The sequence below is a fragment of the Macrococcus hajekii genome (genome assembly GCF_004359505.1).
In the GTDB taxonomy this organism is placed as follows: Bacteria; Bacillota; Bacilli; order Staphylococcales; family Staphylococcaceae; genus Macrococcus; species Macrococcus hajekii.
Genome location: NZ_SCWE01000026.1, coordinates 1 through 427 on the forward strand (window position 1 = coordinate 1; position 427 = coordinate 427).

A 427-nucleotide genomic window follows, 5' to 3' on the forward strand; every position below is an offset into this window, starting at 1 on the left:
GGTGGTGAAGATTCCCGCCACGCGCCAGGGCCTGCAGGCCGGCGCGCACCTCATCGCCCAGGGCGTGCCCGTCACCTGGACGGCCGTCTATGCGCTGGAGCAGGCGCACTTCGCGGCGCAGCTGGGCGCGGCCTATGCGGCCCCCTACCTGGGCCGCCTCAACGATTCCGGCGTGGACGGCCTGGCGCGCATCGCGCAGATGCAGGCCCTGGTGGCCCAGGCCCCTGCCGCACGCGCGCGCACACGCCTGCTGGTGGCCAGCGTGCGATCGCGCGATGCGTACCTCGCGCTGCTGCAGCTCGGCGTGGGTGCGATCACCATCCCGCCGCACCTGTTCGCCGAACTGACGGACCACCCGGCCACGCTGGAGGCCGAGCGCGGCTTCCTGGCCGACGCGGCCGCCTGCTGAACGAACGCACGATGAACG

General features: G+C 73.5%; 1 protein-coding gene. It reads left to right on the top strand.

All coding sequences use genetic code 11. From position 1 onward, the window contains the following. A partial coding sequence (locus tag ERX37_RS11205; RefSeq protein ID WP_279523292.1) for a transaldolase family protein occupies positions 1–409 on the top strand: 409 nt, incomplete at its 5' end. Positions 410–427: the final 18 nt, after the last annotated feature.